Origin of the sequence: Methylobacterium indicum (assembly GCF_017347565.1) — a bacterium.
Taxonomy (GTDB): Bacteria; Pseudomonadota; Alphaproteobacteria; order Rhizobiales; family Beijerinckiaceae; genus Methylobacterium; species Methylobacterium indicum.
This window is the reverse complement of sequence record NZ_AP024145.1, coordinates 2,058,255-2,082,965: the sequence shown is the minus strand read 5'-3', so window position 1 is coordinate 2,082,965 and position 24,711 is coordinate 2,058,255. Positions and strand designations below refer to the sequence as shown.

Genomic DNA, 24,711 nt, shown 5'->3' with positions numbered 1-24,711 from the left:
GCCGGGTCTCTCCGGCGGGCGTCACGCCCTCCCCGTCATGCCGGAGCTGCGAAGCGGCGTGCGGGACGACCGGGTGGGCGTGAGACAGTCCGGCGCAGAATCATCGAATATCTTGCTTCGCCGCCAGGACCACAACAGCACGGTCGAACCGGCCATGACCGGAATCGAGGGGTTGGGGGCTCTGGCGGATCCGGATGGGTGGCAGTTCGCCCCAGCCGCCTTTCCGTCCAGGCGGCGTCCGGTCAGGCGACGGCCTGCACCCGGTGGGGCGCCCGCGCCGCCTCGGCATCGAGGTAGTCCAGGGTGTCGGAGAAGCCCATCGGCCGGTGGAAGTGATAGCCCTGCATCTGGACGCAGCCGAGGCTTTCGAGGAGACGGGCCTGCTCGGCGGTCTCGATGCCCTCGACCACGCAGCAGAGCTTCAGGTTCCGGGCCAGCGCCAGGATCGACGTGACGATGTCGCGGCTCGCCGGGTCGGTGGTGATCTCGCTGATGAAGCTGCGATCGATCTTGAGCTTGTCGAGCGGCAAGCGGTGAACGTAGCTCAGGGACGAGTAGCCGGTCCCGAAATCGTCCAGCGCGATGGCGATGCCGTTCGCCCTCAGGGTCCTCAGCACCTTCTGGGCCTGGTCCACGTCCTGGATCAGGGCCGTCTCGGTCGCCTCCAGGACCACCCGGCCGGGGGCGAGGCCGCTCGCCTTGACGGTCGCGACGATGTTGGCCGCGGCCTGGGGCGAGGCGATGTCCGCCATCGACAGGTTGAAGGACAGGGCGATCGAGTCCGGCCAGGCCCGCGCCGCGGCGAGCGCCTGCCCGAACAGCACCGCGGTGATGCGGGTGATGAGGCCGGACCGCTCGGCGATCGGCACGAACACCGCTGGGGAGATCTGGCCCAGTTCCGGGCTCTTCCACCGCGCCAGCGCCTCGAACGCGATCGTGCGGCCGTTCCGCACGTCGACGATCGGCTGGTAGACGAGGCTCATCTCCCGCGCGAGATCGGCATGGCGCAGGGCCTGCTCGATTACGCTCTGGGTGCGCAGCAGCCGCTCGTGCTCCTCGGTGAACAGAACGGCGGAGCCCCGGCTGTTCGCCTTGGCATAGTACAGGGCGTAATCCGCACGCTCGACGAGGATCGCCGACTTGTACCCGGCCTCCGGGCAGGAGGCGAAGCCGATCGAGGCGGCGATCTGCGCGCTGCCGCCGTTCGGTAGCCGGAACGGCGCCGCCAGGGCACCGCAGAGCGCCTCGCCGGTCTTGGCCAGGGCGGTCGCGCCGTGCGCGCTGGACAGGATCAGGCCGAACTCGTCGCCGCCGAGGCGAGCCACCACGCCGCTTTCGCCCAGGACTGCCTGGAGACGCCCGGCGGTTTCCTGGAGAACGGCATCGCCGGCACCGTGACCGTGGGCGTCGTTCACCGGTTTGAAGCCGTCGAGGTCGACGAGACCGACGACGAAGCCGTCTCCGCGGGCCTCCGCCGCCTGCGTCGCCGCCTCCAGGGAGGTAAAGAAGCTGCGCCGGTTGGGCAGGCCGGTCAGGGTGTCGATATTGGCCAGCCGCAGGTTGTCCCGGCTCAACCGTTCGAGCTCCACCTGCTGGCCGATGAGCCGGGTGAAGTCGCGGTGATACGTGAGCAGCACGAAGGCGAGGGCACCGCTCACCACCAGCAGGTTGAGGGCGATCGCCCGCATCACGTGGTTGTCGAGGTAGCCGACATACAGGCAGAACGGGACGACGACGATCGCGATCACCAGGAGCGACGCCGCCCGCAGATGTGCGAGGCAGAAGGCGCAGGCGATCATCGTGTTGCCGACGTAGAACAGCACGTGGGCCTGCGCGTAGACGTCGCCGTACCGCAGCAGCGCGACGCCCCAGGCCATGAAGGAAGCCGCCAGGAGCCCGGCGAGCGCTATCGTGGCGCGCAGCTTGGCCGGGGTCGCCTGCGCGTCGAGGGGCCGTTGGCGCCGACGCAGCCACAGCCCGAGTCGCAGGGCGCAGACCGACAGCAATCCGACAAGCGGATAGACGGTGATCCAGTTCGGGGCGACGCCGAGATGGGTGACGGCCACCGCCGTCGAGTTGATCGCCAGGATCAGGTAAAGCAGAGGGACATGGTTGTGCAGGGCGCGCATCTGCGCCTGCATCAGGTCCGGGTTCGAGGTATCGACCCGGAAGAGGTCGAGGATCGTCAGAATCCGCCGCACTGCGTATCCACCCCGCTCGGCCGAGCCGACCACCGTATCCACGTCACTCCTATCAGTAATCAGAAGCGGTTGAATCAAAAGTTACGCGGGTCATCGAGTTCTCCGTGCGACAGTAAGATATGGGTAAGCCGGTGGATCGAACCGACCCGGGACGCCGAAGCCCCGCAATCCGGCAGCCCTCCGCGACGCCTCGTGCAACCTTCCCCAACGGAGACCGCTCGCGCCAGCTTGCCCGGCCGTCGTCGCGCGTCGCTCGAAATTATCGCGCATTTTAGGAATACCGTCCGCCCAGGAGCATGCACGCCGGGCGGCACCCGGCTCGCCCCCTGACCGCGACATGATGTCTCCTCCCCACCCCGGTTTTGGCGCCTCGCCGCGGTTGCGATTCGGGGCTGCCTCGCCAATTCCCGTCGCAGGACGAGGCGCCGGCCCGCACCCACGGCGCCGGGGCTTCGCTCGGCGCAACGAAGCGGGATGCGGGCCGGTCGTGGCGTCGCGACGGCCCCTGACACCGACGGGAGACCCGATCCCTTGACCGACACCGCCTACGCCCTCTTCCTCGACTTCGACGGCACCCTGGTGGAGATCGCGTCCCGGCCCGACGGCGTGGTCGTCCCCCCCGCCCTGCCCGCCGGACTCGCGCGGTTGCGCGGCCGCCTCGGCGGTGCGCTCGCCCTGGTGACCGGGCGGCCGGTCGCCACCATCGACGGCTTCCTCGACCCGGAGCGCTTCGACGTCGCCGGCCTGCACGGCGTCGAGCAGCGGCGCGACGGCCGGCTCACGGGTGGCGACCCGGCGGCGCATCCCGCCCTGCGGGCCGGCGTCGCGACCCTGCAACGGGCGGTGGCCGATCTCGACGGCGTGCTGATCGAGGACAAGGGCTGCTCGGTCGCGGTGCATTGGCGCCTCGCGACCGAGGCCGATGCCGTCCGGGCGCAATCGGCCGCGTCGTCCGTCGCCGGCATCCTCGGCGAGGCCTACCGGCTGCAACAGGGCAAGGCGGTGGCCGAGATCCTGCCCGCCAGCGCCACCAAGGGCCACGCCATCCGGGCCTTCCTGGCCGAGGCGCCCTATGCGGGCCGGCGCGCGGTGTTCATCGGCGACGACCTCACCGACGAGAAGGCCTTCGTGCCGGTGAACGAGGATGGCGGGATCACCATCCGGGTCGGGCCCGGCGAGACCGTGGCCCGCCACCGGGTGGCCGATCCGGCGGCGGTGCGGGACCTGCTCCTGGGCTGGGCCGCGGGCGGGGCGATCGACCCGGAATCCCTGCCCCCGGCCTGAGGCCGATGCGGCGCGGCCTATCCGCCGGCGCCGCGATGCCCTAACTCACCTCCGACGTCACGCACAGGACCGATCCCGTCGATGCGCCGTTCCCTCTTCCTCGCCGGAGCCCTCACGATCGCCATGACCGCCTCAGCCTCCGCCGCCTCGTTCTCCACCACCCCGTCCGGCCTCCAGGTCAAGGACGACGTGGTCGGCACCGGTCCGCAGCCCAAGGCCGGCCAGACCGTCAGCGTCCACTATACCGGCTGGCTCTACCAGGACGGCAAGAAGGGCGCGAAGTTCGACAGTTCCCTCGACCGCAAGCAGCCGCTGAACTTCGCGGTCGGCACCGGCCAGGTGATCAAGGGCTGGGACGAGGGCCTGTCGACCATGAAGGTTGGCGGCAAGCGCACCCTGATCATCCCGCCGGAGCTCGGCTACGGCGCCCGCGGCGCCGGCGGCGTGATCCCGCCGAACGCCACGCTGATGTTCGACGTGGAACTGCTCGGCGTGCGCTGAGCCCGATGCCCCGGGCGCAGAGCGCCCGGGGTCATTTGCTACACCTCCAGCCACTCCCGCCGCACCGCCTCGTTGGCGGAGAGTGCCGCGGGGCTGCCTTCGAACACGACGTGGCCGTGGCCCATGACGTAGAGGCGCTGCGACAGCTTCAACGCGATGGTCAGCTTCTGCTCGACGAGCAGCACCGAGACGCCCCGCGCGGCGATCTCGCCGATCATCTCGGCGACGCGGGCGACCATCTGGGGCGACAGGCCTTCCGTCGGCTCGTCGATCATGATGAGGTCGGGATCGCCCATCAGGGTACGGCAGATCGTGAGCATCTGCTGCTCGCCGCCCGAGAGCACGCCGCCTGGCGTGTCGATCCGCTCCTCCAGCCGCGGAAACAGCCGGAAGATGTCGGCGTAGGACCAGCGCCCGCCGCGCTTACCGCTCTTCTCGCCGAGCGCCAGGTTCTGCCGCACCGTGAGCTTGGGGAAGATCGCCCGCTCCTCCGGCACGTAGCCGAGGCCCCTTCGGGCGACCGCGTAGGGCTTGAGGCCGGCGATGGCTTGGCCCTTGAAGCGGATCTGGCCGCGGGGCGGCACGTCGCCCATGATCGCCTTGAGGGTGGTGGAGCGGCCCACCCCGTTGCGGCCGAGGATCGACACGATCTCGCCGGCCCCGACCGAAAAACTCACCCCCTGGAGGATGTGGCTCTTGCCGTAATAGGCGTGCAGGTCCTCGACCTCGAGGAGCGCGGGTGCGGTGCCGGCAGCCGGCATGGCCGGGGCGGCGCTCACGCGGCCTCCTCCCCGGTGGCGACGCCGAGATAGGCTTCCTGCACGGCGCGGTTCTCCCGGATGCGGGCTGGCGTGTCGGTGGCGATGATCCGGCCGTAGACCAGCACGGAGATGCGGTCGGCGAGCCCGAACACCACCGCCATGTCGTGCTCGACCATCAGGAGCGTGCGGCCCGTCGTAACCTCGCGGATCAGCTGGGTCGCGTGCTCGCTCTCGCTGTGGCTCATCCCGGCCATCGGCTCGTCGAGGAGGATGACCTTGGCGTCGCTGGCGATGGCGATGCCGATCTCGAGCGCCCGCTGATCGGCATAGGCCAGGAGCCCCGCCGCCACCGAGGCGCGATGGCCGAGGCGGATGCGGGCGAGAATTTCTTCCGTGCGCTCGGCGACGCCCGGCAGCCCCTCGACCCCGCGCCAGAAGGACGGGCCATGGCCCATGGCGCGGAGCACCGCGCAGCGCACGTTCTCCCACACGCTGAGCTTGGGGAAGATGTTGGTGACCTGGAAGCTGCGGGCGAGCCCGGCCTTGTTGATCGCCGCCGGGCGCCAGCCGGTGATGTCCCGGCCCTCCAGCTTGATCGTGCCGCTCGTCGGCGCGAACCGGCCGCTGATCAGGTGGAACAGCGTCGACTTGCCGGCACCGTTCGGCCCGATGATGGCGTGGCGCTCGCCCGCCGGGACGGCGAGGTCGACGCCGTTGATGATCTTGGCCGGGCCGAAGCTCTTGTGGACGCCGGACAATTCGATCGCGGGGGCGGTCATGCCGGGGGCCTTCATGCCAGCGTCTCCTTGGCGGCGTCGGAGGCGTCGTGCCAGGCGGCGTTCACCCGCGGCAGGACGGCGCGCAACGCCAGCCCGCCGCCCACCGCCATCGCGCCGGCGATGATCCAGGGCAGGAGATGGGCGGCGTCGAAGGAGATGCCGACGAGGCTCATCTCGGTGCCGTCGGAGGCCTTGACCAGCACCCGGAACGCCATCTCGATCAGCGCGATGGCGCCGGCCAGCAGCAGCAGGAACGGCCCGAGCGCCAGGAGATAGGCCGGCAGCAGCCGGTGCGCGGTGCCGGCGCGGATCAGCGGGCCGTGCATGAGGGCGAGGCCCGCGATGCCGCCGGGAGCGAACATCACGATGGCGATGAACAGGAGCCCGAAATAGAGCTGCCAGACCTCCGTGAGGTCGCTGAGCGAGACCTGGAGCAGCGTCACCACGACCGCGCCGACCACCGGGCCGACGAAGGTGCCGATGCCGCCGATGAAGGTCGCGAGCAGCACCACGCCGGACTGGTGCACACCGAGATAGGCCGAGTTGGCGATCTCGAAGTTGATCGCCGCCAGCGCACCGGCGACGCCGGCGAACATCGCGGACAGGCAGAAGGCGGTGATGCGGATCGCCTGCGGCTCGTAGCCGAGGAACTCGACCCGCTCCGGGTTCTCCCGCACGGCATTGCACAGGCGGCCGAGCGGCGTGCGGGTGATCGCGTACATCGCCACCGCGCAGATCAGGCACCAGGCGGCGATCAGGTAGTAGACATGGATCTGCGGCCCGAAGCTGAGATCGAAGACCCGCAGCATCTTGGTCCGGTTGGCGGTGATGCCCTCCTCGCCGCCGAAGAAGCTGTGCAGGATGTGTGAGCCCGACGAGACCAGTTCGGCGATGCCGAGCGAGATCATGGCGAAGACGGTGCCGGCCCGCCTCGTCGAGATCGCCCCGAACAGGATGCCGAAGGCGAGGCCGGCGAGCCCGCCCACCACCGGCATCAGCGGCAGGGGCACCGGCAGGCGCAAACCGGCCACGAGGTTCATCGCGTGGACGGTGAAGAAGGCGCCGAGGCCGTAATAGACCGCGTGGCCGAAGGACAGGAGCCCGGTCTGGCCGAGCAGCATGTTGTAGGACAGGGAGAACACCACCATGATGCCCATCAGGCTCATCATGGTCAGCGCCGTGCCGCTGGTGAAGACGAGGGGCGCCGCGACCAGGATCGCCGCGGCCGCGAGCCACGGCAGGACCTGCGCGGCGACGCTGGCGCCCTTGGGCCGGATCGACGGGCGGGCGCCGGCCTGCGCGAGGGCCCCGGACGGCGCGATGTCGGCGAGGTCGCTCATGCTTCGCGGTTCCCGAGCAGGCCGGTCGGCCGCGCGATCAGCACGAGGACCAGCAGGAGATAGGGGATGATCGGCCCGATCTGGGCGATCGTCACGGTCCAGAGGTCGCCCAGCACCCCGCCCGAGGGCGCGGCGTCGATGCCGATGGCCTGGAACACGGTGGCGACCGAGACGTCGAGGGAGATGGCGAAAGTCTGGACCAGCCCGATCAGCAGCGAGGCCACGAAGGCGCCGGTAAGGGAGCCCAAGCCCCCGACGACGACGACGACGAACAGGATCGGCCCGAGCAGGCCCGCCATGTTGGCCTGGGTGACGAGCGCCGGCCCGGCGATGACGCCCGCGACCGCGGCCAAGCCCGTGCCGACACCGAAGACCAGCATGAACACCTTCGGCACGTCGTGGCCGAGCATCGCCACCATGTTGGGATGCGTCAGCGCCGCCTGGATGATCAGCCCGACCCGGGTGCGGGTCAGGGCCACCAGGAGGGCGATGAAGATCGCCACCGAGATCACCAGCATGAACAGCTTGTAGGCCGGGTAGTTGGTGCCGAACACCGTGAAGGCCGGGAAGTCGAGCACCGCCGGCACCCGGTAATCGACCGGCAGCTTGCCCCAGACCATCTGCACCACCTCCTCGATCACGTAGGCGAGGCCGAAGGTGAAGAGCAGTTCCGGGACGTGGCCGTGGCGGTGGACGTTGCGCAGGCCGTAGCGCTCGACGAGCGCGCCGATGCCGCCGACGACGACCGGGGCGGCGACGAGGCCGACCCAGAACCCGGTGAACTTGCTGATCTGGTAGCCGAAGAACGCCCCCAGCATGTAAAAGCTGGCATGGGCGAAATTGAGCACGCCCATCATGCTGAAGATCAGGGTCAGGCCGCTCGCCATCAGGAAGAGCAGCATCCCGTAGAGCACGCCGTTCAGCGTCGAGATGATGAGGAGTTCGAGCACGCGGGGGTCTCCTGCCGGTGCGGGGTGCCGGAATGGCGGGGGCCGTGCAGAAAACACCCGTCTCGGCTTTGAGTTTTGATCAACCCCGCCCTTTCCCGGACGACTGCAGCGTCAGCGGAAGGAGATCCGGGATCCAGCGTTAAAATTCGCGAAGCGTCCGTTTGTCTGCAACGTTGCAAAGATAGAGCCGCTTCGCGGCACTTCTTGTGCTGGATCCCGGATCTCATTCCGCTTCGCTGCAGTCGTCCGGGAAAGGGCCGTTCAGCTCAGATCGTTCGCAACGCGTGAAGCGGCACCCCATTCTCTTGAGACGCCGCCCGATTCGGCCTCAGCTCGGCCGGTCCATCTTGCAGGTGGTCGGGAGGATGGTGTCCTTCGCCTCGACCACGCCGTCGCCGGTCCAGCCCCAGCCGGTATTCTCGCTGTCGAGGACCGTCTTGGTGTCGACCGGCCCGAAACGCGAGATGTAGATCGGCTGGAAGATCTGGTGATCGTCCGGACGCATGAAGCTGTCCTTGCCGTAGAGCGTGTCGTTGTGGATCGCATCCATCGCCTTGGCGACGGCCTTCGGGTCGGTCGACTTCGCCGCGAGCGTCGCCTTGGCGAGGATGTTCATCAGGTTGACGACCCGCGGATAGGTCAGCTCCTGGCCCGTCTTGGCGCGGAAGGCGATCTCGAAGTCGTGGCCGGCCTTCGAGTCGATGTTCGGATAGCCCTCCGAGATCTGGTAGACGTGGTCGGGCAGGTTCGCCTGCTTGATCGCGGTCGGACCGCCGGCGCCGCCGCCGTAATAGGTGTAGAACTTGGCCTGGAGACCGGCATCGCCGGCGGCCTTGAGCAGCAGCGCCATGTCCTGCGCCCAGTTGCCGGTGATCACGGTGTCGGCGCCCGAGGCCTTGATCTTGGCGATGTAGGGCGAGAAGTCGTTGACCTTCTGCAGCGGTGCCACCTCGTCGCCGACGATCTGGATGTCGGGCCGCTTCTCCTTCAGCATCGCCCGGGCGGCGGCGCGCACCGCCTGACCGTGCGAGTAGTCCTGATTGATCAGATAGACTTTTTTGATCTCCGGCTTGCCCTTGATGTAGTTCGTCAGGGCCGCCATCTTGATGTCGGAATTGGCGTCGAACCGGAAGTGCCAGTAATTGCACTTGGCGTTGGTCAGCGCCGGATCGACCGCGGCGTAGTTGAGATACAGGATCTCCTTGCCGGGATTACGGTCGTTGTATTTGCCGACGAAGTCGATCAGCGCGGCACCGACCGAGGAGCCGTTGCCCTGCACCACCACGCGGGCGCCGGAATCGATCGCCTTCTGAAGCTGGACGATGCTTTCCTGCGGGTTGAGCTTGTTGTCGTAGCCCGTCACCTCGAGCTTCAGGTCGGGGTTCTTGGCATTGAGCTGGTCGGCCATGAACTGAAAGGTCTTCAGCCCGGCCTCGCCGGTGCTGGCGCCGCCGCCGGAGAGCGGATCGACGAAGGCGATCTTCAGGCTCATCGGCGCGGCGAGCGCGGTCGAGGCCGCCAGGGCCATGAGGCCGGCGGCCGTGATGCGCGCGAGGGTCTTGACCAAGGCGTCCTCCTGGAATGGCGTTCCGGATATTCTTGGTGACGCGCCGTGTTCGGCGTCGCCCGGGGGTCGATGCCCCCTTGTCGTCACGACACTGCCTCCCCGTCTCGGACCGGTCAAGTCGCGAAATGTCGATCCGCATCGCGAAACAGGTTGCCGATTCGGTGTCCGCCGGTCACCCTGGGCTGCAATCCGGGGCGCGCCGACAAGCCCCGGGGCGAGAGGGAGGCGGCAGCATGGCACAGGCGATGGCGGCGCGCGCCGGCACGGTCACCCGGAGCGCGGCCAAGGACGGTGTGGCCAAGGACGCGCCGGCCAATGACGCGGCGGCCAAGGATTCCCTGGTCGAGGACCCTTCGGTCAAGCACGCCGCGGTGGATATCGTGAAGGAGGAGGCGGCGGAGCCCGAGGACGGCGATCGCCAGTTCGTCACCGCGCTGGCCCGCGGCCTTCAGGTGCTGCGCGCCTTCCGGGACGCCGCCGAGATGCTGGGCAACCGCGAGATCGCGTCCCGCACCGGCCTGCCCAAGCCCACGGTCTCGCGCCTGACCCATACGCTCCTGTCGCTGGGCTACCTCGTCCACGATTCGGAGGGCGAACGGTACGGGCTGGGTCCCGCGGTCCTGGCGCTCAGCTCGGCCTTCCTGCGCCAGAACTCCTTCCCGCAGATGGTGAAGCCGTTCCTGCAGGACCTCGCCACCGCGGTGCAGGCCCACGTGGCGCTGGGGCTGCTCGACGGGCTGTCCAGCGTCTACGTCCAGCTCTGGCGGGGCCAGGGCCAACGCATCGTCTTGTCGAGCGAGGTCGGCTACCGTCTGCCGCTCGCCCGCAGCGCCATGGGCATGGCGACGCTGTCGAGCCTCGACGAGACGGAACGGGCGGCCCTGATGCTCCGCCTGCGTCGCGACGGCGCCGACGGCGCCCGCCTGGACGAGACCTACCGGCGCTGCGCCGACGAGATCGCCACGCACGGATTCTGCGTCGGAATCGGCATCTGGCACCAGGACATCAATGCCGTCGCGGCACCGATCCAGGCCCCTGGCGGGCGCGGCCAGTTCGCCCTCAACATCAGCGGTCCGGCCTTCCTGCTCACCGAGGAGGTGCTGCGCACGGATACCGGTCCGCGGCTGATGGAGACGATCGGGCGCATGCGCGCGCTGGGCATCGTCGATTGAGGGCGCCCTACCCCTCGCCTGCCTCCCCCTCGATCGCGGCGAACCACGCCGCATAGGGCGTGTTGCGGGCGAGGTGCCGGTTGTAGTCCGGCGTCCCGTCGGTCCACCACGGGGGGCCGCGCTCCCCGAGGCCGTGCTTGGCGGCATCGACCGCGGCGCGCGCCTCGGCGAGCGCCGCGCCGCCCTCCGCCTTGGCGTCGCTCACCGCCCGGCGGGCCCGCATCAGGGCGGCCACCAGGGCCTCGCGCTCCGCCGGCGCGAGGCCCGGATCGCTGCGCCGCCACAGCCGCCCGCGCACCACGATGTAGCGCCCGTCCGGCGTGACCGGGGGGGAGGACGGAGCCGTGGCCGTCGTCGACGGGGCGTGGCGCTGCGTCACCGTAAGCTCCACGATTGTGCGGGCCGCCTTGAGGCGACGTTAAACCTTCGGGCGCAACCTTTTCGCGGGATGCGGGGGCCTTTCCTCCTGCCCGGGGGCGTCATGCACATCGTCGTCGTCGATCCGAGCCGGGTCGTGCTCAAGGTCATCAGCGGGCTCCTGACGCCGCGCGGCCACACCGTGGACACCTTCACGGATTCGCGCGAGGCGCTGGACTTCGTCACCGACAACGCCTCGGTGACCGCCCTGATCACCAGCCTCGAGGTGCGGCCGATCGGCGGTCTCGAACTGTGCTGGTCGGCCCGGCTGCTCGCGGATGCGCATCGCCCGCTCTACATCATCACCATGTCGTCGGCCCGCAACGCCCGCAACCTGGCGGAGGCGCTCGACAGCGGCTCGGACGACTTCATCGACAAGCCGCCGAGCCCGGAGGAGCTCTACGCCCGCCTGCGCGCCGCCGAGCGGATGACCGGGATGCAGCGGGAGCTGATCCGCCTCGCCGAGACCGATTCCCTCACGGGGCTCCTCAACCGGCGCGCCTTCCTGCAGCGGGCCGGCGAGGCGGCGGACCGGGCCGGCGCCCACGGGCGGATCTCGATGATCCTGGCCGATATCGACCAGTTCAAGTCGGTCAACGACCAGCACGGCCACGATGTCGGCGATACGGTGATCCGCGGCGTCGCCCAGGAACTTTTGACGGAGGCCGGCGGCCTCGCCGGGCGCCTCGGCGGCGAGGAATTCGCCCTCGCCCTCCCCGGCCGCACCCTGGAGGAGGCCGAGGCCGCCGCGGGCCGGCTGCGGCTGCGCTGCACGCAGCTGCGCTTCAAGGGCCAGCGCGGCCCGGTGCAGATCACCGCGAGCTTCGGCGTCAGCACCTGGTCGGAGGGCGAGACGATCGGCGGCCTGCTCAAGCGCGCCGACATCGCGCTCTACGAGGCCAAGACCACCGGCCGCAACCGGGTCGTCTCGGCCGCCACCGACCTGATCCTGGCGCGGGCGGGGTAACGCCCCGCGCAACCGGTCCGGCCGGGAGGCGGCGCGCCCGAGAGCCGGCGGCGCCCCGGCCGGGCGCAGTGCGGGTCCGACCCTGCGACGGGCCCCGATCCGGGATCGATCACCCTCGGCGGAGCTGTACGGCGCAACCCTGCCGAGTTTGTCTTCGCTCCCTTAGTCGCCGCGCCGAGCCGGCGACCGCTTGCGAGACTGTGGCTCAGGGTGGCGCGTCATTCGCGCTCTGCTGCCCGCATGGCCGCACCCGTTACGATCGGCGTCGAGACGCCCCTGCAAGCCGAGGTGTCGGCCCTCCTGTCGGAGGCGGGCGACGTGGCGGCACGCCTCTATCCGGCCGGAGAGCATCGCCCCATCGCACCGGAAAGCCTGGCCGTCCCGGGCACCCGTCTCCTCGTCGCGCGCATCGCCGGCGAGGCGGTCGGCCTCTGCGCCCTGATCGCGCGCGGCGGGGGCACGATCGAGCTGAAGCGCCTGATCGTGAGCGCCGCCGCCCGCGGGGCCGGCGTCGGATCCGCCCTGGTGCGGGAGGCCGAGACCGAGGCGCGCCGGCGCGGCGCCCGGATCGTCGTGCTCGAAGTCGGGACCCGCAACGTCGAGGCCCGAAGGCTCTACCGCCGGGCGGGCTTCGCACCTCGCGACCCGTTTCCCCCGTACCGGGCGCCGCCGGCCAGCCTGTTCCTGGAAAAGGTTCTCTGACGGCCGGCGACGCCGTGCCGGCCCGGCCTGATCCAATGCGGGAAAGTACCGAGGCCGACGTTCCAAACCGGGGCGGTGCGGCGGCCCCTGCCGGACCGGTCACCGACGCTCCGAACCGCTCCATTCGCGACATCCTGCCGCGGAGTCGGTCTACCTAGGCACTCTTCCCCTCGGCGCCAGCGTCCCGACGCCGCTCGCCCGCCCGAACGCGGCCCGTCCCGGCCCGGGTGGAACGCCGCTTGAACAGTCTCCGGCATGGACACCGCGCCTGTATCGCGCTGGAACGGAGGCAAGCGGCATGAGTGACGCCGTCAAGGTTCTGATGATCAACGAGCCGTCGGATCTCGGCGCCGCCTTCCGGGCGACGCTGGAGCACGACCCGGCCCTGCGGACCATCGGCGAGGAGGAGCTGGCGGAGGCGGATGCGCCCTGCATCGTCCTGGCCTTCGCGCCGGAGGTCGGCCCGGCGGCGGTGGCGGCGCTACGCGAGCGGGCCCCGCAGGCCCGGATCCTGGTGGCGTTCCAGGCCGCCGACGCGGCGGAGATCGGCCGGTTCGCGGCCTCGGGGGCCGATGCCTTCGTGGCCCGCTGCGCCCCCGCGCGCGAGATCTGCGCGGCGATCCTGGCGCTCGCCCGCGGCCTGCCGCTGCACGCGGGCGAGCCGGAGGTCCCGGCCTCGGAGGCGATGGACGCCGAGAGCCTGGGTCTCACCCCCCGGGAGGCCGAGGTGCTGCGCTTCCTCAGCGCCGGCTTCAGCAACAAGGAGGTGGCCCGCCGCCTCACGGTCAGCGTCCGCACCGTCGAGACCCATCGGCTCAACCTGCGGCGCAAGACCAAGACCGGCCGGTTGAAGGACCTGGTGCAACTCGCCCGCCAGATCGGCCTGGCACCGGTCCTCGACAGCGAGGCACGCCCCCTGCGGCGCATCGCCCACGAGGCGCACCGGGCCGCCTCTCATTGAGACGCGGCCCGGGATCCGGCGATCCGTTCGGGATCGCCGTCGCTCTAAGGCCGGCCTGGTGGCCCCGGTCGGATGCGTGGAAGTCGGGAGGCGACATGCGATCGACGCGCCCGCCGGCCCGGGCAGGGGATCAGAGGTGAGCAATCGGCCGCCAAACTTGTCCGTTCGTCGCCCGGCAAGCTCGTCGACTCGCATCAAGGCAAGACACGAGCGACGGCCGAGCGTTGCGCACATCGGATTGCCGACAATAGGGCGCACCGTCGAGTGCTATATTTGACGTTCGATCTTTAGAATATGGACCCATCCGCGGGTAAGCAGGATGAATGTGGTGCCGCGCCTGCCGGACGGTGACGCTCGACGAGGCGGAGCGACCGAGATCAGCGTGCCGGCTTCTCCCACTCCATCATCAGGAACCACGGCACGCGCATGTAGCGGGCGACCTTCGCCGGATCGCCGCCTTGCGGCATCGGCTCGTCGAAGTGCCGCAGGACCAGTCCCTCCCCCAACAGGAGACCCATGGAGAGCGAGAGCGGCCGGTGCCAGTTGTGGACGCGGATGCCGTGCCACTCCGCCCATTCCGCCCGCTCCTCCAGGTAGCGGTCGATCCGGAAGTGCCGGTCGCCGTCGGGATCCTCGGTCCAGCGGCCGGCGGTGGCAAAGCTGTTCAGGTTGGCGATCAGGAGGGTCCCGCCGGGGGCGAGCACACGGGCCATCTCGGGGATCGCCGCGCGGATGTCAGGGATGTCGATCAGCGTCAGGTAGCTCACCACGAGATCGAAGGCCCCGTCGGCGAAGGGCAAGGCCTCGGCGCGGCCCGGGAGGTAGGTGCCGGCGGGATTGCGGTCGCGGGCCCGGCGCAGCAGGGCGTCGGTCGGGTCGATCCCGACGCTGGCGATCCCGAGTTCCTGCATCCGGCGGCAGAAGCGGCCCTCGCCGCAGCCGACATCGAGCGCCCGGCGAAAGCCCCGTCCCCGGAGGCGGTCGAGCATCGGGGCATCGAGCACGCAGGCGCGGCCGAAATCACCCGTCTCGCCCATATCGGCGATCCAGGCGGCGGCGGACTCGTTCCAGCCATCGCTCATCGTCTGCCTCGCTGATTCCCCGACGGCAGAGGTTCGCATGCCCCGGCCTCGCGGGCCATGGCCCGGGTGACGTGGGGTCCATGCTTGATTATCGATAATTCCATGACGACAGCCAAAGACGAACCGATCGCCGTGCGGATCAGCCGGGCCCTGGCCGAGCGCATCATCTCCGGAGGCCTGGCGGCGGGGTCGCGCCTGCGGCAGGACGCGATCGCAGAGGAATTCGGCGCCAGCCACGTCCCGGTCAGGGAGGCGTTCCGGCGCCTCGAGGCGCAAGGGCTGGTGGCGAGCGAGCCGCGCCGCGGCGTGCGCGTCGCCGGCTTCAGCCCCGACGAGGTGCGCGAGGTGGCCGAGATGCGCGCCGCCCTCGAAGTGCTGGCCCTGCGCCACGCCGCCCCGCACCTCACCCCGGCGATCCTCGACCGGGCCGAGGCCGCGACCCGGGCCGGTGACCGGGCCGGGGGCGACGTCCAGGCCTGGGAAGAGGCCAACCGCGCCTTCCACCGCCTCCTCCTCGCGCCCTGCGGCATGCCGCGCCTGCTGAAGACGATCGACGACCTCCAGGCCGCCAGCGCCCGTTTCCTGTTCGCCGGCTGGCGCGCCGAATGGGAGGCGCCGACCGACCGCGACCATCGGGTGATCCTGGTCGCCCTGCGGGCCGGCGATATCGACACGGCGGCGGCCGTGCTGGGCCGGCACGTCCAATGGGTCGGGAACCGGCCCGCCCCGGCAGCGAACCGCCACGGCGGCTGATCGGTAATTATCTATTATCCGAAGTCGATATTGCGTTTGAATCGCGGCTGTGGATCTCTCGCGTCGTCTCGACACGAAAATTATCTATGAAATGGAGATCCCGATGAGTGCCCTCGCCGTCGGCGTCGCGCCCCTGCGCGTCGCCCGCACCCTTGCCGTCGTCGTCGCCGGCGTGCTGCTCGTCACGCTCGCCGCCAAGGTTCAGATCCCGTTCTGGCCGGTGCCGATGACGCTGCACACCCTCGCCATCATGGCGCTGGCCGTGGGGCTGGGGCCGCGCCTCGCCGTCGCGACGATGCTCGGCTACCTCGCGGCGGGTTCCATCGGCCTGCCGGTCTTCTCCGGCACGCCCGAGCGCGGGATCGGGCTCGCCTACATGGCCGGGCCGACCGGCGGCTACCTCGCGGGTTATCTCGTCGCGGCCGGACTGACCGGGGCGCTGAGCACCGGGCGCGGCCTCTTCGGGCGGATCGCCGCCATGCTGGCCGGCCTCGCGGTGATCTACGCCCTCGGCCTCGCCTGGCTGGCGCTGTTCGTGCCGGCCGACCGGGTCGTCGCCCTCGGCCTCCTGCCCTTCCTCCTCGGCGACCTCGTCAAGGTCAGCCTCGTCGCCGCCGGGGTCTCGGTCCTGCCGGGCCTGCGCCGGGCCCTCGCCCGATGAGTGCGACCACCGGCACTCCGGAGGACGGGGCGATCCGGCACGACTGGCGCACCGACGAGATCGTGGCGCTCCACGACCTGCCGCTCCTGGAGCTCATCGGCCGCGCCAACGCCGTCCACCGCCGCCACCACGACCCGAACCGGATCCAGCGGGCGAGCCTCCTGTCGGTGAAGACCGGCGGCTGCCCGGAGGACTGCGCCTATTGCCCGCAATCGGCCCATCACCGCGAGGTCGACCTGACCCGCGACCGGCTGATGGACCCCGCCGTCGTCCTGGCCCAGGCGGCCCGGGCCAAGGCGGCGGGGGCCGACCGCTTCTGCATGGGGGCGGCCTGGCGCCAGGTGCGCGACGGCGCGGAATTCGACGCCGTGGTCGCGATGGTCGAGGGCGTCCGGGCGCTCGGCCTGGAGGCCTGCGTCACCCTCGGCATGCTGAAGGCCCACCAGGCGGCGCGGCTCGCCGAGGCCGGGCTCACCGCCTACAACCACAACCTCGATACCGGCCCCGACTTCTACGACCGGATCATCACCACCCGCACCTACCAGGACCGGCTCGACACCCTGGCGACGGTGCGGGAGGCGGGAATCGGCCTGTGCTGCGGCGGTATTGTCGGCATGGGCGAGGCGGTCACGGACCGGGCCGGCCTGCTGCGGGTGCTCGCCGGGATGACGCCCCATCCCGAGAGCGTACCGATCAACGCCCTGGTGCCGGTGGAGGGGACGCCGCTCGCCCGGCGCCCGCGCATCGATCCCCTCGACCTCGTGCGCATGGTGGCGACGGCGCGCCTCGTCCTGCCGGCCTCGATCGTCCGGCTGTCGGCGGGCCGTGCGCAGCTCGGGCGCGAGGCGCAGATCCTGTGCTTCCTCGCCGGCGCGAACTCGATCTTTGCCGGCGACACCCTGCTGACGACCCCGAACGCCGAGCCGGACGAGGACGCGCTCCTGTTCGCCGCCCTGGCACCCCGGACCGGGGCCGAGGCGATGCCGGCCTGACGAAGTCCCGGCGGCGTCCCACGATCGGCGCCGCCGTCGTCATCCCGCTCTCGACACGACGATGTTTGCCGCGCCCGGCTTGCGGCCCGGGCGCGGCGCATCGTAATCTTGATCCGATCTTGATTCGCGAGGCTTCGATGAGCGTCACCGCCCATTTCATCCCGCCGATTCATCCCGACACCGTGACGATGTCTCTCGCCGGCTACCTCGCCGCCGCGGTGCTCTGTGCCGACCGCAGGGCGGTCGCTCAGGCGGCGAGCCGCGGGCGGTCCTGACGGTAGCTCTCCATCAGGGCAGCGGGAATCGTCTCCAGCACCGCATCGACCGCGGCCTCGCTCGCGAGCGCACGGGCGAGGCCGCGGGCCTCCTCCCGCGCCGCCTCGGCATCGAAGCGGTTGAGCAGGGCGACGATGGCGTGCGCCTCCGCGAAGGGCAGGCGCTCGCAGGCCGTCACGGCGCGCTCGATCATCCGGCGCGACAGGCCGGCGGTGCCGCTCTCGCTCAGGCCCGTCGCCTCCTCGTGCCAGGCCGACATCGCCGCCGCGAAGGCGGGTTCGAGGGCGGGCGGCAGGCCGGCCCGGCGATAGAGCGCCGCCATGCCGCTGCCGCGGGGATCGTGCAGCAGCCCGGCGACCCGCGCGGCCGCCAAGCCCGAGAGGTCGGTCAGCGCCGCCTCGGTGAAGGCCATCCGGCCCGAGAGCATCGCCCGCAGGATCAGGCCCGGGGTGAGTTGGCCGGCCTGGCGCAGATAGGCGACGAGACGGGCGAGGTCGGTGCGGTCCGAGCCCTCGGCGAGGCCGAGCGTCGTGCGTTCCCGCGCCTCCCGGGTGACCCGCTCGCTGCGCTCGGCCGAGAGCCAGCCGCAGCCGGTGACGAAGGCCGAGAGCGTGCTGGCGAGGCGCGCGGTCACCGCCTGACGCACGTCGACCGGCAGGTCGGCCCGGGCGAGCAGGGCCTCGCGCAACGCGGCGTCGTCGCCGTGGCGGTCGACGATCCGCATCAGGCTGTTGCGGGTGATCTGCGCGCCGGGATTGTCGGCGAGCGCCCGCAACGCCGTCGCGCCGGCGATCTCGGAGAGCGCCCCGCACAGCATGGGCGAAACGGTGGGCCGGTTGGCGATGGCGATCCGGCCGGATTCGTCGCCGACGGCGGCGCAGTCGACGAGATCGGCATCCGACAGGACCGGCGAGCGGGCGAGCACGAGGCCCGCGATCTCGGCCTGGTCCTGGGCCAGAGCCACCACCAGGGTGCGGGGCGCCTCGGCGGCATTGGCGCAGGCCTCGGCGAGCGCCCGGCGCACCAGGGGCGAGGGATCGTCGAGCAGCGCCGTGATGGCGGTCTTGGCCTCCCAGCGGGCGGCGGCGTCGAGATTGGCGTAGAGGTAGGCGCGGGCGAGCGACGAGGCCGCCTCGGCCCGCCGGCCGGCGGATTCGTGCTGCGTCCAGAGCAGGAACTGGCGGATGATCATCGGCGCGGCCCCATGGTGACGGTCAGGACTGGGACGGAAGGTCAGGATTCGATCGATGTCGGCGCGAGGGCGGCGGACCGGCCGCGCCCGCCATATTCCGGCGGTCGCGGCGGCGGCAGCGGCACGCCGTCGGCGGGAGCGTCAGGCACCGCGGGCGCGGAGGCCGGCAGGGTGACGGAGACGGAGGCCGCGGCGACCAGCGGCCGTTCGGAGGAGCGCGGGAAGTAGCTTGGCGCGGGGCTGCCCCCGCCCCCGCCGCCCCGGTTGCCCCACAGCCGGGCGACGCTGTCGGAGACCGGGCCGCGGCGGGCATCGGTCTGGAAGAGGGTGCCGATGCCGCTGCCGGCTTCGGCCGTGTAGGCGGTCGGCGCGTCGGCCTGGGCGACCCGCGTGGCGGCCGGGGTCGGGCTGCCGGGGCTGGTACCGAGCACGGCGTAGAGTTCGGAGGCGCTGCGGGCCCGGCCGGCGCGGTCGTAGAACAGGCCGCGGTTGCCCGACGCCGCCTCTGGCAGGTCGGCGGCGGCCGAGCGCCCCGGAGCGGTTTCGGCGTTGCGGATCAGGGTCAGCGCCCCGCGCACCCCGAGGAGGTGGGCGGCGTAGAGGTCGGCCTTGTTGGGCTCGCGCCCGAGCGCCGCCGAGAGCGCCTCGGCGTTGCGGCGGGTGAGCGCGCCGGCCATCGCGGAAGCGACCTCCGGGTCCCGGCGCAGGTCGAGGATCGCCTGCCGGGCGGCCGGGTCGCTCACCGTGTAGCCGCCCGAGCCCCGGGCCGTGATGGCGTCGGCGTAGGAGCCGAGCCCGAGGGACGGACCGTCCTGCTTCATCACCCCGAGCCAAGTCTGCTCGATGAACTGGAACAGGCCGGTGGCCGAGGACGAGCCGGCCTTGGCGCTCGGGTTGAGGCTCGATTCGCGCTGCGCGGTCGAGAGGAGGTAGTCGAAGGCGGCCCCGGTCTTCTCGGCGCCCTGGCGGATCGCGTCGATCACCGGGTTGCCCGCCCCCGTGCGGCCGGCGCCCGAGGCTCCCGGGCCGGTCGATCCCTGCGAAGGCGTGCTGCTGAACAGGAACATGGCGGCCCGCTGGAGCGGCACCGCGACGCGCGGGCCGGCTCTCTCATGGGCCGCAGGATGCTGGGGTTATGGTAAAGAAAGGTTGAAGCGGGCGCATCGGCGTCAGTCCCGCATAAACCGTTCCCGAAGCTGGCGTCCCATCGGTCGAAAGCGGTACGGGACTTCGACGTTCCGGCCGCCAGGGGACACGGTCGGCGGCGGCCCCGCGCCAAGCGGCACGGGGCCCCAGCCTCACCGCCGCGGCACGTCGCCCCCGCCGGCCGGGCGGCGCATCTCGAAGCGGTTCTCGGATTCGACCGTGAAATAGTCGAAGTAGCCGCCGCGCATGATCGGCCGCATCGCCCCGGTATCGACCCGGCCCTCCGGCGTGACGAAGCGGTCGTCGATGTACATCGACACCACCTGGCCGATCACCATGAAATAGGCCGCCTCGCCCCCGCCCGCCGGCACGAGCGGGATGGTCTGGAGCCATTTGCATTCGAGGGCGGCCGGGGCGTCCGCGACCCGCGGCGGACGCACCTTGCGCGAGGGAGCGGTGGCGAGATGGGCGAAATCGAACTCGCTCTCGCCCCGCGGCAGCGGCGCCGAGGACTGGTTCATCCCCTCGCGGGTGTCGAAGGTGGCGAGGCTGCACACGAACTCGCCGCCCTCCTCCGCGAAGGTGAGCGCGTCCTTGCGGCCGAAGGACGAGAACATCACCATCTCGGGGTTGTCGCCGATGCCGTTGAAGAACGAGTAGGGCGAGAGGTTCAGCGCCCCGGAGGCGCCGATCGCGCTGACCCAGCCGATCGGGCGGGGCGCGACGAGCGCCTTGAACGGGTTGTGCGGCAGGGTGCGGGTCTCGGCGTCGTAATGCATCGGCGGCCTCTCTCGGCGGCGGCCCGTCGCTCGCGGGCCCGCCGCCGCCAGTTAGAGCATCCCGGGGCCCGGCGTCAGTACCGGGCGACGATCTCGGCGAGCGCCGGACGCGGCCGGTCGGGCGGCACCTGCTCGGCCCGGCCGACATGGACGAAGCCCGCCAGGCGCTCGGTCGGGGCGAGGCCGAGCGCGTCGAGGATGCGGCGGTCGTAGGCCATCCACTCGGTGAGCCACGCCGTGCGGAAGCCGAGGGCGTTCGCCGCCACGATCAGGTTCATCGCCACGGCGCCGGCCGAGAGCACCTGCTCCCAGTCGGGAATCTTGGCGTGGGGGCCGGCCCGCGACACGACCGCGATCACGAGGGGCGCGTGGGCGAGGCGCTTGGCCTCGAGGGCGAGCCGGGCCTCGTCGGCCTCGGGGTGGTCGGCCCGGTAGGTGTCGGCGATCACCCGTCCGATGCGCTCCCGGCCCTCGCCCTCGATCAGGACGAAGCGCCAGGGCGCGAGCTTGCCGTGGTCCGGCACCCGGGCGGCCGCCGCCAGGATGGCGTCCAGCTCCTCGGGGGACGGGCCGGGGCCGGCGAGCTGGATCGGCGGGACCGAGCGGCGGGTGTGGAGAAGGTCGAGGGTCGCGTTCATCTCGGCTTCAGTGGCTTGAGCTACATCGTGCGGGACGGTGGAGGACAGGCTGCCATCCTGGCGCCCCGATGCTCCCTTTAAGCACCATTCCGCCCCGGCCGCACGGCCGGGCCGTCCCGAGACGCCCCGGGCCCCTCCGGTGCCCAGGATGCCGACTGCCCCCATGCCGATCGCCCCCATGACGCGCTCCGCCCTCCCTTCCCCCCATCCGCGCCACGCCTGGACCGCCCGGGACTTCTGGCTGGCGCTCGCCGCCGTCATGCTGTTCTGGGCCGCGGCGGCCGCGGTCTGGCCGCTCACCGGCGCGGTGGTGCCGTGGGATTCCAAGAACCACTTCTACCCGATGCTGCGCTACCTCGGCGCGGCGCTGGCGAACGGCGAACTGCCGCTGTGGAACCCCTACCACTTCGCCGGCCACCCCTCGGTGGCGGATCCGCAATCGCTCCTCTTCACCCCGACCATGCTGTTCTTCGCGTGGCTCGACCCGTCCCCGTCGATGGAGCTGTTCGACGCGGTGGTGTTCGCCCACCTGATCCCCGGCGCGGTCGCAACGCTGCTGCTGTTTCGCCGCCGCGGCTGGCACCCGGTCGGCGCCGTGGCGGCCGCGATGGTGTTCGTGCTCGGCGGCTCGGCCTCGGCCCGGCTGCAGCATACCGGCATGATCATCTCGTACGGCTTCGTGCCGCTGGCCTGGTGGCTGCTGGAGGAGGCGCTGGCGCACCGCTCCTACGCCTTCGGGCTCGCCTTCGCGGTGGTGGCCGCCGTGATGACGGTGGGGCGCGACCAGGTGGCGTTCCTGTGCGGCCTGAGCCTGATCGGCGTCGCCGTCCACGCGATCCTGACCGCGCCGGCGCCGCTGTCCTACCTGCGCGCCCGGATCGGTGTGCTCGCCGCGATGGGCGTGGTCGGGGGCGCGCTGCTCGCCGTGCCCTCGCTCCTCACCATGCAGTTCCTGATGACCTCGACCCGGCCGTCCTTCGGCTACGGCGCGGCCATCATGGGCTCGCTGCCGCCCTCGAGCTTCGCCACCGCCCTCTTCGCCGACGTGTTCGGCTCGCTGCGCTGGACCTACGATTACTGGGGTCCCGACTGGCAGTCGATGGACGGCAACACCTGGACCGACCGGGCGGTGAACTACCTCTTCGCCGGCACCCTGCCGGCGGTGCTGATCCTCTGGCACGGCATCGCCGGCGGTCGCCTCGCCGCCCGCGAGGTCCGCTATCCGGTCATCGTGCTCGCGGCCGCGATCCTGTACGCGCTCGGGCGCTACACCCCGGTCTTCGCGCCGATCTTCGACCACTTCCCCGGCGTCGATCTCTACCGCCGGCCCGCGGATGCGACCTTCGTCATCAATATCGGACTCGCGCTCACCGCCGGATACCTCGTCCACCGCTACGTCATGGAGGGCGCGCCCCGGCTGCGCTCCACCCTCCCCGCCCTCCGCGTCGCCCTGCCTGCCCTGGCGGTCGCGGGCCTCGGCGGCATCCTGTTCGTGTCCTACGCCTATGCGGCGAAGGCCCACCACCTGCCCGACGCGCTGCGCGACGGCCTGATCGGCACCGGGATCGCGCTGGCCGCCGTGGCGGCGATGCTGTGGGCGGGCCCGCGCCGCCGGGCGCTCGCCGCCGCCGGCCTCGTCGCGCTGCTCGGCGCCGAGCTCGTCTGGCGCAACGCCGGCAACTCGCTCAACGCCGAGCCGGCGGGGCGCTACGCGGTGTTCCAGCAATTGCCGCCCGAGCAGCTCCAGGGGCTGACGCTTCTCAAGGCCGAGCTCGACGCGCGCCACGCCAAGGGCGAGCATCCGCGGGTCGAGATCCTGGGCCTCGGCGGCGCCTGGCAGAACGCCTCGATGGTGCTCGGGCTCGAGGACACGATCGGCTACAACCCGCTGCGCCTCGCCGATTACGAGCGCGCCGTCGGCCCGGGCGAGAACGCCGCCGACCCGAACCTGCGCCAGTTCCCCGGCCTCTTTCGCGGCTACCGCTCGCGGCTCGCGAGCCTGCTCGGCCTCGAATACCTCGTCCTCGACCGGCCGGCCGACCGCCTGCCGAAGCACTTCCCGCAGCTGACCGGCGCCAAGCTCCTCTACGGCTCGGGCCAGATGTGGATCTACCGCCTCGATCCGGCCAAGCCCCGGGCCTATCTGGCGACCCGCCTCGTCCCGGTCGATTCCGAGAGCGTCCTCGACCAGGACGAGCTGCCCGAGTTCGAGGGCAGCGAGACCGCCCTCGTCGACCGCGACAGCGTGCCGAAGATCACGGGCGAGTTCGGCCTCAAGGACCCGGCGGCGCCGGTCGTCGCGGCCAAGGGCACGGCGACGATCCTGGCCTATCGCCGCAATGTCGTCACCGTGGAGGTCGAGACCGACCGCGACAGCGTGCTGGTGCTGCACGACATCTTCTATCCGGGCTGGCAGGCCCGGGTCGACGGTGCCCGCCGCCCGATCCTGCGCACCAACCTGCTCTTCCGCGGGGTGGAGGTGCCGGCGGGCAAGCACGTGGTCGAGTTCAAGTTCCGCCCGCTCTCGGTCGGCAACCTGATGGCGGCGGCGAGCGAGCTCCTGACGAGGAACGACGATGAGACGGGCGAGACGGCGGTTCGGTGAGGCCCTGGCGCTGGCCGTCCTCTGGGGCGGTGCCGCCGCGGCCCAAAGCCCTGCCGTCCCCCCGGCGCCCACCGCGGCACCCGGGCAGGCGCCCGCGCTGCCGGCCGGCGTGGCTCCCCAGGGGGTCGCGCCCCAGGGCGTGACGCAGGGGCCGCCCCCGGCCCCGGCGCCCGCCGAGGCCAGCCTGTCCTTGCGGGCGGTGCTGACCAGCGAGGCCAAGCCCCTGCGCGGCGGCCTGACCTGGCGCATCTACGAGGACCGGCCGGAGGGCGGCAAGCCCGTGGTGCTCGCCCGCTCCGAGGAGGCGCAGCCGACCTTCCGGCTGCCGCCCGGCAGCTACCTCGCCAACGTCACCTACGGTTTCGTCAGCACCTCGAAGCGCGTGACCCTGAATCCGGGGGCGGCGAGCGACCAGCTCACCGTCAATGCCGGCGCGCTGCGCCTCTCGGGTGCAGTCGGCGAGGCGAAGATCCAGCCGGGCCAGCTCGCCTTCGCGGTCTTCGTGCCGATCGGCAACAACCCGGAGGGGCGGCTCGTGCGCGACGGCGTCAAGGCCGGCGAGATCGTGCGCCTGCCCGAGGGCACCTATCACGTCGTCTCGACCTGGGGCGATTCGAACGCGATCCAGCGCGCCGACCTGAAGGTCGAGAACGGCCGGCTCACCGACGCGACCCTCAACCACCGCGCCGCCACCGTGACCCTGAAGCTCGTCGCCGCCCCGGGCACCGAGGCCTTCGCGGGTACCGCCTTCAGCGTGCTGACGCCGGGCGGCGACACGATCCGCGAGGCGATCGGCGCCTTCCCGCAGGTGACGCTCGCGGAGGGCGAGTACCAGCTCATCGCCCGCCACGACGGCAAGGTCTACACCCAGGACTTCAAGGTCGAGAGCGGCGTCGACCGCGACATCGAGGCGATCGCCAAGGACCCCTGACCCGGGATGGCCGGCGCGAAGACGGTCCCCTCGCCGGCGCAGGAATTAGGCCGT

At 71.4% G+C, this 24,711-nt stretch carries 24 protein-coding genes; 12 read left to right on the top strand and 12 right to left on the bottom strand.

Features of this window, described 5'->3' with window-relative positions; translation table 11 throughout:
• Nucleotides 1–242: 242 nt before the first annotated feature.
• Nucleotides 243–2,201: a putative bifunctional diguanylate cyclase/phosphodiesterase gene (locus tag miv_RS09700; protein ID WP_207182430.1), complete on the bottom strand. Its 1,959-nt coding sequence runs from the start codon at nt 2,199–2,201 to the stop codon at nt 243–245.
• A gap of 531 nt (nt 2,202–2,732) precedes the next feature.
• Here miv_RS09700 and otsB point away from each other — a divergent pair.
• Together otsB and miv_RS09690 are read left to right on the top strand one after the other, a co-directional pair.
• Nucleotides 2,733–3,485, top strand: coding sequence for a trehalose-phosphatase (otsB, locus tag miv_RS09695; protein ID WP_058620277.1), 753 nt, complete (start codon nt 2,733–2,735; stop codon nt 3,483–3,485).
• Between the two features lie 81 nt (nt 3,486–3,566).
• Entirely contained in the window at nt 3,567–3,986 is a 420-nt protein-coding gene (locus miv_RS09690; RefSeq protein WP_048427651.1) for an FKBP-type peptidyl-prolyl cis-trans isomerase, read from the top strand.
• Between the two features lie 38 nt (nt 3,987–4,024).
• Here the strand turns inward: miv_RS09690 and miv_RS09685 are convergent, their stop codons facing one another.
• From miv_RS09685 to miv_RS09665, 5 genes are all read right to left on the bottom strand, one after another.
• Nucleotides 4,025–4,747 (bottom strand): ABC transporter ATP-binding protein, encoded by a 723-nt coding sequence (locus miv_RS09685; RefSeq protein WP_048427654.1) that lies wholly within the window; start codon nt 4,745–4,747, stop codon nt 4,025–4,027.
• A gap of 14 nt (nt 4,748–4,761) precedes the next feature.
• On the bottom strand, nt 4,762–5,526 hold the full coding sequence (locus miv_RS09680) for an ABC transporter ATP-binding protein (RefSeq protein WP_048427655.1): 765 nt from the start codon (nt 5,524–5,526) through the stop codon (nt 4,762–4,764).
• An 11-nt stretch (nt 5,527–5,537) separates the two neighbouring features.
• Nucleotides 5,538–6,866, bottom strand: a complete 1,329-nt coding sequence (locus miv_RS09675; protein WP_207182428.1) for a branched-chain amino acid ABC transporter permease — start codon at nt 6,864–6,866, stop codon at nt 5,538–5,540.
• A complete protein-coding gene (locus miv_RS09670; protein ID WP_058620278.1) occupies nt 6,863–7,816 on the bottom strand; it encodes a branched-chain amino acid ABC transporter permease in 954 nt (317 codons plus the stop codon). Before miv_RS09670 ends, miv_RS09675 begins: the two co-directional genes overlap by 4 nt.
• Before the next feature lie 328 nt (nt 7,817–8,144).
• A complete protein-coding gene (locus miv_RS09665; protein ID WP_207183448.1) occupies nt 8,145–9,344 on the bottom strand; it encodes a branched-chain amino acid ABC transporter substrate-binding protein in 1,200 nt (399 codons plus the stop codon).
• A gap of 272 nt (nt 9,345–9,616) precedes the next feature.
• Between miv_RS09665 and miv_RS09660 the strand changes: the two genes are divergently transcribed.
• Nucleotides 9,617–10,555, top strand: coding sequence for an IclR family transcriptional regulator (locus miv_RS09660; RefSeq protein ID WP_244748934.1), 939 nt, complete (start codon nt 9,617–9,619; stop codon nt 10,553–10,555).
• A 7-nt stretch (nt 10,556–10,562) separates the two neighbouring features.
• Here miv_RS09660 and miv_RS09655 read toward each other — a convergent pair whose 3' ends face one another.
• Nucleotides 10,563–10,934 (bottom strand): hypothetical protein, encoded by a 372-nt coding sequence (locus miv_RS09655; RefSeq protein ID WP_207182427.1) that lies wholly within the window; start codon nt 10,932–10,934, stop codon nt 10,563–10,565.
• Between the two features lie 102 nt (nt 10,935–11,036).
• Between miv_RS09655 and miv_RS09650 the strand changes: the two genes are divergently transcribed.
• The 3 genes from miv_RS09650 to miv_RS09640 all read left to right on the top strand — a co-directional run bounded on the left by miv_RS09650 (nt 11,037) and on the right by miv_RS09640 (nt 13,602).
• The gene (locus miv_RS09650) at nt 11,037–11,939 is read left to right on the top strand and encodes a GGDEF domain-containing response regulator (protein WP_048429785.1); all 903 of its coding nucleotides are present in this window, start codon (nt 11,037–11,039) and stop codon (nt 11,937–11,939) included.
• Nucleotides 11,940–12,179: 240 nt separating this feature from the next.
• Nucleotides 12,180–12,641 (top strand): GNAT family N-acetyltransferase, encoded by a 462-nt coding sequence (locus miv_RS09645; RefSeq protein WP_207182425.1) that lies wholly within the window; start codon nt 12,180–12,182, stop codon nt 12,639–12,641.
• A gap of 298 nt (nt 12,642–12,939) precedes the next feature.
• Complete coding sequence (locus miv_RS09640) at nt 12,940–13,602, top strand: LuxR C-terminal-related transcriptional regulator (protein ID WP_048429787.1); 663 nt, start codon at nt 12,940–12,942, stop codon at nt 13,600–13,602.
• A 377-nt stretch (nt 13,603–13,979) separates the two neighbouring features.
• Here the strand turns inward: miv_RS09640 and miv_RS09635 are convergent, their stop codons facing one another.
• Nucleotides 13,980–14,684, bottom strand: coding sequence for a class I SAM-dependent methyltransferase (locus miv_RS09635; RefSeq protein ID WP_207182423.1), 705 nt, complete (start codon nt 14,682–14,684; stop codon nt 13,980–13,982).
• A gap of 102 nt (nt 14,685–14,786) precedes the next feature.
• On the opposite strand from miv_RS09635, the gene miv_RS09630 reads away from it, so the two are divergent.
• The 4 genes from miv_RS09630 to miv_RS09615 all read left to right on the top strand — a co-directional run bounded on the left by miv_RS09630 (nt 14,787) and on the right by miv_RS09615 (nt 17,365).
• On the top strand, nt 14,787–15,437 hold the full coding sequence (locus miv_RS09630) for a GntR family transcriptional regulator (protein ID WP_207182422.1): 651 nt from the start codon (nt 14,787–14,789) through the stop codon (nt 15,435–15,437).
• Between the two features lie 103 nt (nt 15,438–15,540).
• On the top strand, nt 15,541–16,098 hold the full coding sequence (locus miv_RS09625; RefSeq protein ID WP_207182421.1) for a biotin transporter BioY: 558 nt from the start codon (nt 15,541–15,543) through the stop codon (nt 16,096–16,098).
• The gene (gene bioB / locus miv_RS09620; RefSeq protein ID WP_207182420.1) at nt 16,095–17,090 is read left to right on the top strand and encodes a biotin synthase BioB; all 996 of its coding nucleotides are present in this window, start codon (nt 16,095–16,097) and stop codon (nt 17,088–17,090) included. Before miv_RS09625 ends, bioB begins: the two co-directional genes overlap by 4 nt.
• A 137-nt stretch (nt 17,091–17,227) precedes the next feature.
• On the top strand, nt 17,228–17,365 hold the full coding sequence (locus miv_RS09615; RefSeq protein ID WP_158004066.1) for a hypothetical protein: 138 nt from the start codon (nt 17,228–17,230) through the stop codon (nt 17,363–17,365).
• Here the strand turns inward: miv_RS09615 and miv_RS09610 are convergent.
• The 4 genes from miv_RS09610 to miv_RS09595 form a co-directional block, all read right to left on the bottom strand.
• A complete protein-coding gene (locus tag miv_RS09610) occupies nt 17,338–18,558 on the bottom strand; it encodes a DUF2336 domain-containing protein (protein WP_207182419.1) in 1,221 nt (406 codons plus the stop codon). The genes miv_RS09615 and miv_RS09610 overlap by 28 nt on opposite strands.
• 41 nt (nt 18,559–18,599) lie before the next feature.
• Nucleotides 18,600–19,625, bottom strand: coding sequence for a transglycosylase SLT domain-containing protein (locus miv_RS09605; RefSeq protein ID WP_048461345.1), 1,026 nt, complete (start codon nt 19,623–19,625; stop codon nt 18,600–18,602).
• A gap of 231 nt (nt 19,626–19,856) precedes the next feature.
• The gene (locus miv_RS09600; protein WP_048431460.1) at nt 19,857–20,483 is read right to left on the bottom strand and encodes a flavin reductase family protein; all 627 of its coding nucleotides are present in this window, start codon (nt 20,481–20,483) and stop codon (nt 19,857–19,859) included.
• 74 nt (nt 20,484–20,557) lie between these two features.
• A complete protein-coding gene (locus miv_RS09595) occupies nt 20,558–21,121 on the bottom strand; it encodes a nitroreductase family protein (RefSeq protein WP_207182418.1) in 564 nt (187 codons plus the stop codon).
• 178 nt (nt 21,122–21,299) lie between these two features.
• Here miv_RS09595 and miv_RS09590 point away from each other — a divergent pair, with 178 nt between their 5' ends.
• On the top strand, nt 21,300–23,726 hold the full coding sequence (locus tag miv_RS09590) for a glycosyltransferase family protein (protein WP_207182417.1): 2,427 nt from the start codon (nt 21,300–21,302) through the stop codon (nt 23,724–23,726).
• Nucleotides 23,698–24,657 (top strand): hypothetical protein, encoded by a 960-nt coding sequence (locus miv_RS09585; protein ID WP_207182416.1) that lies wholly within the window; start codon nt 23,698–23,700, stop codon nt 24,655–24,657. The genes miv_RS09590 and miv_RS09585 overlap by 29 nt, the downstream gene beginning before the upstream one ends.
• Nucleotides 24,658–24,711 lie beyond the last annotated feature (54 nt).

What these genes read in the sequence shown, in the direction of transcription:
- miv_RS09690 (WP_048427651.1), top strand. Translation starts at nt 3,567, where the DNA reads ATGCGCCGTTCCCTCTTCCTCGCCGGAGCCCTCACGATCGCCATGACC.
- miv_RS09685 (WP_048427654.1), bottom strand. Translation starts at nt 4,747, where the DNA reads ATGCCGGCTGCCGGCACCGCACCCGCGCTCCTCGAGGTCGAGGACCTG.
- miv_RS09680 (WP_048427655.1), bottom strand. Translation starts at nt 5,526, where the DNA reads ATGACCGCCCCCGCGATCGAATTGTCCGGCGTCCACAAGAGCTTCGGC.
- miv_RS09675 (WP_207182428.1), bottom strand. Translation starts at nt 6,866, where the DNA reads ATGAGCGACCTCGCCGACATCGCGCCGTCCGGGGCCCTCGCGCAGGCC.
- miv_RS09665 (WP_207183448.1), bottom strand. Translation starts at nt 9,344, where the DNA reads ATGGCCCTGGCGGCCTCGACCGCGCTCGCCGCGCCGATGAGCCTGAAG.
- miv_RS09660 (WP_244748934.1), top strand. Translation starts at nt 9,617, where the DNA reads ATGGCACAGGCGATGGCGGCGCGCGCCGGCACGGTCACCCGGAGCGCG.
- miv_RS09650 (WP_048429785.1), top strand. Translation starts at nt 11,037, where the DNA reads ATGCACATCGTCGTCGTCGATCCGAGCCGGGTCGTGCTCAAGGTCATC.
- miv_RS09645 (WP_207182425.1), top strand. Translation starts at nt 12,180, where the DNA reads ATGGCCGCACCCGTTACGATCGGCGTCGAGACGCCCCTGCAAGCCGAG.
- miv_RS09640 (WP_048429787.1), top strand. Translation starts at nt 12,940, where the DNA reads ATGAGTGACGCCGTCAAGGTTCTGATGATCAACGAGCCGTCGGATCTC.
- miv_RS09635 (WP_207182423.1), bottom strand. Translation starts at nt 14,684, where the DNA reads ATGAGCGATGGCTGGAACGAGTCCGCCGCCGCCTGGATCGCCGATATG.
- miv_RS09630 (WP_207182422.1), top strand. Translation starts at nt 14,787, where the DNA reads ATGACGACAGCCAAAGACGAACCGATCGCCGTGCGGATCAGCCGGGCC.
- miv_RS09625 (WP_207182421.1), top strand. Translation starts at nt 15,541, where the DNA reads ATGAGTGCCCTCGCCGTCGGCGTCGCGCCCCTGCGCGTCGCCCGCACC.
- bioB (WP_207182420.1), top strand. Translation starts at nt 16,095, where the DNA reads ATGAGTGCGACCACCGGCACTCCGGAGGACGGGGCGATCCGGCACGAC.
- miv_RS09615 (WP_158004066.1), top strand. Translation starts at nt 17,228, where the DNA reads ATGAGCGTCACCGCCCATTTCATCCCGCCGATTCATCCCGACACCGTG.
- miv_RS09610 (WP_207182419.1), bottom strand. Translation starts at nt 18,558, where the DNA reads ATGATCATCCGCCAGTTCCTGCTCTGGACGCAGCACGAATCCGCCGGC.
- miv_RS09605 (WP_048461345.1), bottom strand. Translation starts at nt 19,625, where the DNA reads ATGTTCCTGTTCAGCAGCACGCCTTCGCAGGGATCGACCGGCCCGGGA.
- miv_RS09600 (WP_048431460.1), bottom strand. Translation starts at nt 20,483, where the DNA reads ATGCATTACGACGCCGAGACCCGCACCCTGCCGCACAACCCGTTCAAG.
- miv_RS09595 (WP_207182418.1), bottom strand. Translation starts at nt 21,121, where the DNA reads ATGAACGCGACCCTCGACCTTCTCCACACCCGCCGCTCGGTCCCGCCG.
- miv_RS09590 (WP_207182417.1), top strand. Translation starts at nt 21,300, where the DNA reads ATGACGCGCTCCGCCCTCCCTTCCCCCCATCCGCGCCACGCCTGGACC.
- miv_RS09585 (WP_207182416.1), top strand. Translation starts at nt 23,698, where the DNA reads ATGAGACGGGCGAGACGGCGGTTCGGTGAGGCCCTGGCGCTGGCCGTC.